Below are 4,497 nucleotides of genomic sequence, written 5' to 3'. Positions count from 1 at the left end.
ACCACCCGCACCCTGCCGGTGTACGTGCCGTGGCTGCCGCCCACACCACCGAGGACATCACCCTCGACGGCCGCCAGGGTCCGCTCCTCGGCGCGTCGCGCCCACGTGTCGATCTCGGTCTGCGTGTCGTCGGCGACGAAGAACGGCGGCTCCAGGTCGTGCAGGCCCGCGTACTCCTCGAGTCGCCGCGCGATGACGGGGCCGAAGGACTCCGGGGCGGCGACATACTCGTCGAGTTCGGTGTCCAGCAGCATCATCACGTCCTCGGGCCGGGCGAAGAGCCCCGCCTCGACACCCCGGCGGCCGAGCTCCCGTACGGCCATACGGATCTCGTTGACGACGGTGACGCAGTTCGCCTTGGTGCGCTCGCGGGCCGGGATCCACACCTGGGAGGCGTGCATGCCGGCGTCGAACATGGCCTGCGTCTCCTCGGGCAGCGCGGCCCGGATCTCCCGCGCCGTCCGCTCACGCCCCTCGGCCAGCCGCTTCCCACGGGCGGCCGGGGAGTCGTCGTCGGGACTGTGCCGGATCCGGTCGACCAGGGCCAGCGCCTGGACCGGTGCCGCCTCCCAGGACAACGCGTGGATGTCCCACTCGTTGGGGCCGCGGTCGCCGGACTCGGCCAGGAACTCCTCGAAGGCGTCGCGGAACGTCTTCACGTCGCCGCTCGCCCCGTCGAGGGCCTGCTCCACGGCGGCCGGACCCCGGTCGAACAGCGCGCTCAGCTCGGCCGAGGCCGCCACCTGCCGTGACAGCGTCCACAGCCCGGTCGAGGGGGAGGCCGAGTCGACGGCGCCGAGACCGCCGATCAGGTCGAGCATCGCGCCGGGGCGGTCCACGCTCGTGCACAGCGGGCCGAGGATCGCCGGTCCCACGGACGCGGGCAGCGACGACTCGACGTGCCGCTGGAACGTCGTCTCCACCTCGTCCAGCAACGACCGTGCGTGCGCCACCAGTTCGGCGTCGGGCAGCTGAGCCAGGTCCGGGCGCGAGCGGCGCAGGGCGCGCAGCCGTTCCCGGTCGGCGTCCGCCTCCGGGAAGCCGGCCTGGCCGAGCATCCGCTGAAGCGTCGCGCCCGCCTTTGCGGTCAGCTCCTCGTCCTGGTCGTCCGGGTGCGCCACATACACCGGGGTGTCGGAGCGCTGACCGACGAAGGCCGCGTCGATCTGGTCCGCCGTCTGGCCCATACGGATGCCGAACAGCCGCATGTGGGACAGGTTGAGGTAGAAGTGGCCGCCGAACATGCCGACGAACGGCGGTCGGGGGCCGGCCACCTCCTCCTCGCGGTAGATGCCGAAGCCGACGAAGCCGCGCCGCCAGCCCTGGAGGCCCCGCCCCCAGACCAGGGTCCAGCCCAGCGGGCTGGCGGGTTCCGGCAGGGTCTCGCCCGCGTTGGCGCGGGTGTAGTGCGGCAGCCGCTCACTGCGCTGCCAGTCCGTGATCCAGCTCTTCATGACCGAGACCTCCCGCTGTCCGTGCCTGCCCCTGCCCGCCCCGCGCCTACCACTGCGCTGTTCCGCCGTCCACGCTGATCAACGCGCCGGTGATACCCGCACCGGCCTCGCTCGCCAGCAGCGAGGCGACGGCCGCGACCTGCTCCACCGTGGTGATCTTCTTCGTGGCGGCATGCTCGGCGAACCGGCCCAGCCACTCCTCGTACGAGATGCCCTCGGCCTCCGCCGCGGCGGGACCCGCGGCCCGCATGAGGTCGGTGTCGACGGCGCCGGGGCAGATGGCGTTGCAGGTGATGCCCTGGGTGCCGTACTCGAAGGCGGTCGCCTTGGTCAGGCCGTGGATGGCGTGCTTGTTGGTGATGTAGTGGCTGATCGCGGGCTTGTTGGCCTGCTTGCCCTCCACCGACGAGATGTTGATGATGCGGCCCCAGCCGCCTTCCAGCATCTTCGGCAGCGCCCGGCGGGTGCCGTAGAAGTAGCCGTTGACGTTCAGGTTGAGGGCGTCGTGCCACGCCTCGTCGCTGAGCTGGTGGATGGGGGCGAAGCCGGAGCTGCCTCCGACGTTGTTGACCCAGATGTCGAGCCTGCCGAAGCGTTCGGCGGCGAAGTCGGCGAGGCCCTCGATGTCCTCCTGGCTGTTGGCGTCGCAGGGGTGGAAGACGGCCCGGTCCCCGGCGCCCATCTCCTCCAGGGCCTGCTTGCCCTTGATCTCGGAACGGCCGCTGACGACGACCGTGGCGCCGTCGGCCAGGAAGGCCTCGGCGATGGCGCGGCCGATACTGCGCGTGCTGCCCGTGATCACCGCGACACGTCCGTCGAGGCTGCCCGTAGCCACCATGGTGTTCTCCCGCGAGTGTTGTTGGTTGCTCACCTGGCGGCTCTGGCGGCTGCTGTGGCGCCTCTGTCCAGGTGCTGGTGAATGGTGCGGTGGAAGTGCTGGAGCCCGGGCTCGTTGCGTCCGAAGACGAAGTCGGTCCCTTCGAGGGCCTTCAGGCCCTGCTGGACTCCGTAGGTGGTCGCGTAGTCCTCGTCGCGGACCACCTCGTGGAACCACTCGCCGAACCGGTCGGCGGCGCGGCGCTCCTCCTCGGTGACCGCCGGCTCCCGCAGCAGGATGATCTGCTGGGTCACCGACTCGGTGGCCGTCCGCGGCAGCACCAGGGAGACGGCGATCTTCTGGCGCCAGCCGCCGGCGATCGCGAGGCCCGGGAAGAGCCAGTAGATGGGCCCGACGCAGTCCCCGGGGTCGCGCTGGTCCGGCGGCAGTTCGACCGCCTGCGCGATGGGGCGCAGGGCCGGTGCGATGCGCTGGTGGGGGCCCCAGGTGTCGTGGGCCATCATGTTGGAGAGGTTCGTCTCGAACACCGTCTTCGGGTGCAGCGAGGCGAAGTGGTACGTCTCCAGATATCCGTCGAGGGTGACCTTCCAGTTGGGACTGGTCAGCTCGCTGGTGGAGTAGTGGTGGCACTCGGCCAGCCGCATGCCCTCCAGCAGGGGCTGCAGATCGCCCAGCCAGCTGTCCAGGTCGGGCTCGGCCGCCGGGTCCAGCGAGACGAACACGATCCCCGCGCGCTCCCCGGCCGGGAGTCGGACGAGGCCGCGGCCCTCGCGTGGAACTTCGCCGAAGGTCTTCTCGGCGTACACGCCCCGCAGCTCCCCGGCCAGGTCGTAGGACCAGGAGTGGTACGGGCAGGTGAGCCGCTTCGACACCCCGCAGCCGGGTTCGAGGAGCTTGGCCCCCCGGTGCCGGCAGGCGTTGATCATCGCGTGCACGGCGCCCTGCCGGTCGCGGGTGATCAGCACGGGGATGCCGAGCACGTCGATCGCCTTGTAGGTGTTCGGACCGGGCAGCTCGCAGGACATGGCGAGCGGCAGCGGGACGCTCCGGTGGACGGCGTCCGTCTCGCGCCGCCAGCGGTCGGCGTCGAGGTAGTTGGCCACGGGTTCCGTCCACTGGCCGGCCGCCTCGTGCGTGGTGTTGTCGCGGTAGTGCGCCATCACCCGCTCGACGAGTTCGGCCGCCTCCCGCCGCATCGTCTCCGACGCAGCGTCGGTGGACCGGTCCCGGCTGATCCACGACGAGTATTCGGGGGTTGAGGGGACTGAGGCCGGTGACCTGCCCTCGGCGCTTGCTTCCCGAATCTCCGGCGAACTGGTCTGGACCACGATGTCCTCACAATCCTCTCAGCCGCGAGCCGGTGACCGGCTTCGGAATGCGACGGCTGGGTTGTGTCCGAAACGACAACAGGACTTAGTGTGGTCTGTCAATAGAAAGTGTCGAAGTCGCCGCTCGGTGTCCCGTGGGGGTGGGTGTGATGGTCATGACGCGGCCGTTCGAGGTGGGTGTGGTGGTGCGGGACCTGGAGCTGATGGAGCGCTTCTACCGCGACGTCATCGGGTGCCGCCCCGAGCACCGCTCACGCGTGCCGGAGTCCATCGGCGGCCCGGCGGGGCTCGGCGGCGAGCTGGTGGTCGTCTGGCTGCGGGTGCCCTCCGGGGGGTGCGTCAAGTTGATCCTTCCCCGGTCGGCCCCGGTGTCGGCGCCTGCGGCGCCCCTGCCGGCCGGGCGTCCGGGGCTGTCGTATCTCACCTTCCACCTTGACGACATGGGCCCGGTGGTGGCGGCGCTGCCGGCCGCGGGCGCCCGGCCGCTGTCGGACCCGGTCGTCGTCCGGACGCGCGGACGGCGGATCAGCTTCTGGGCGGATCCGGAGGGCAATGCCGTCGAGTTGGTGGACGCGCGGGGTCACGACCCGGGCCGGGGGCATAGTAATTAGAGACGCTGTTCAGTAAGATGCCCGCGGCTGGTTACTGTAGGCCGACACAAGTAAGTCCGATTGCTTGGCAACCTCCCTCGGGCGAAGGGGCGGACGATGGCTCAACGAGCGTCAACGGCGTCGAAGAAATCCACGCAGGTCAGCGCGCAGGTCATCAAGGACCTGCACGAACGCATGGTGCGCATCCGGCTGTTCGAGACCGAGGCGGGCAAACTCATGGAGGCCGGCAAGCTGCCCGGCTTCCTGCATCTGTATGTCGGCCAGGA

General features: G+C 70.5%; 4 protein-coding genes. 1 reads left to right on the top strand and 3 read right to left on the bottom strand.

Going from position 1 to position 4,497, the window contains the following annotated elements; translation table 11 throughout:
* The 3 genes from ACIBTS_RS49165 to ACIBTS_RS49155 form a co-directional block, all read right to left on the bottom strand.
* The coding region (locus ACIBTS_RS49165; RefSeq protein WP_399328493.1) for a hypothetical protein at nucleotides 1–1,454 on the bottom strand (1,454 nt) is incomplete at its 3' end.
* A 46-nt stretch (nucleotides 1,455–1,500) separates the two neighbouring features.
* Nucleotides 1,501–2,325 (bottom strand): SDR family NAD(P)-dependent oxidoreductase, encoded by an 825-nt coding sequence (locus tag ACIBTS_RS49160; protein WP_399328491.1) that lies wholly within the window; start codon nucleotides 2,323–2,325, stop codon nucleotides 1,501–1,503.
* Nucleotides 2,322–3,620: an aromatic ring-hydroxylating dioxygenase subunit alpha gene (locus ACIBTS_RS49155; protein ID WP_399328489.1), complete on the bottom strand. Its 1,299-nt coding sequence runs from the start codon at nucleotides 3,618–3,620 to the stop codon at nucleotides 2,322–2,324. Before ACIBTS_RS49155 ends, ACIBTS_RS49160 begins: the two co-directional genes overlap by 4 nt.
* A gap of 155 nt (nucleotides 3,621–3,775) precedes the next feature.
* Between ACIBTS_RS49155 and ACIBTS_RS49150 the strand changes: the two genes are divergently transcribed.
* Nucleotides 3,776–4,231: a VOC family protein gene (locus tag ACIBTS_RS49150; protein ID WP_399328487.1), complete on the top strand. Its 456-nt coding sequence runs from the start codon at nucleotides 3,776–3,778 to the stop codon at nucleotides 4,229–4,231.
* Nucleotides 4,232–4,497 lie beyond the last annotated feature (266 nt).

The sequence above is a fragment of the Streptomyces sp. NPDC050121 genome, from assembly GCF_044460385.1.
Lineage (GTDB): Bacteria > Actinomycetota > Actinomycetes > Streptomycetales > Streptomycetaceae > Streptomyces > Streptomyces soliscabiei.
The sequence above is the reverse complement of the archived record's forward strand: the minus strand, read 5'-3'. Positions and strand labels throughout refer to the sequence as shown.

Excerpts from the sequence above, each read along its gene's own strand:
- ACIBTS_RS49150 (WP_399328487.1), top strand. The coding sequence starts at position 3,776 with ATGACGCGGCCGTTCGAGGTGGGTGTGGTGGTGCGGGACCTGGAGCTG.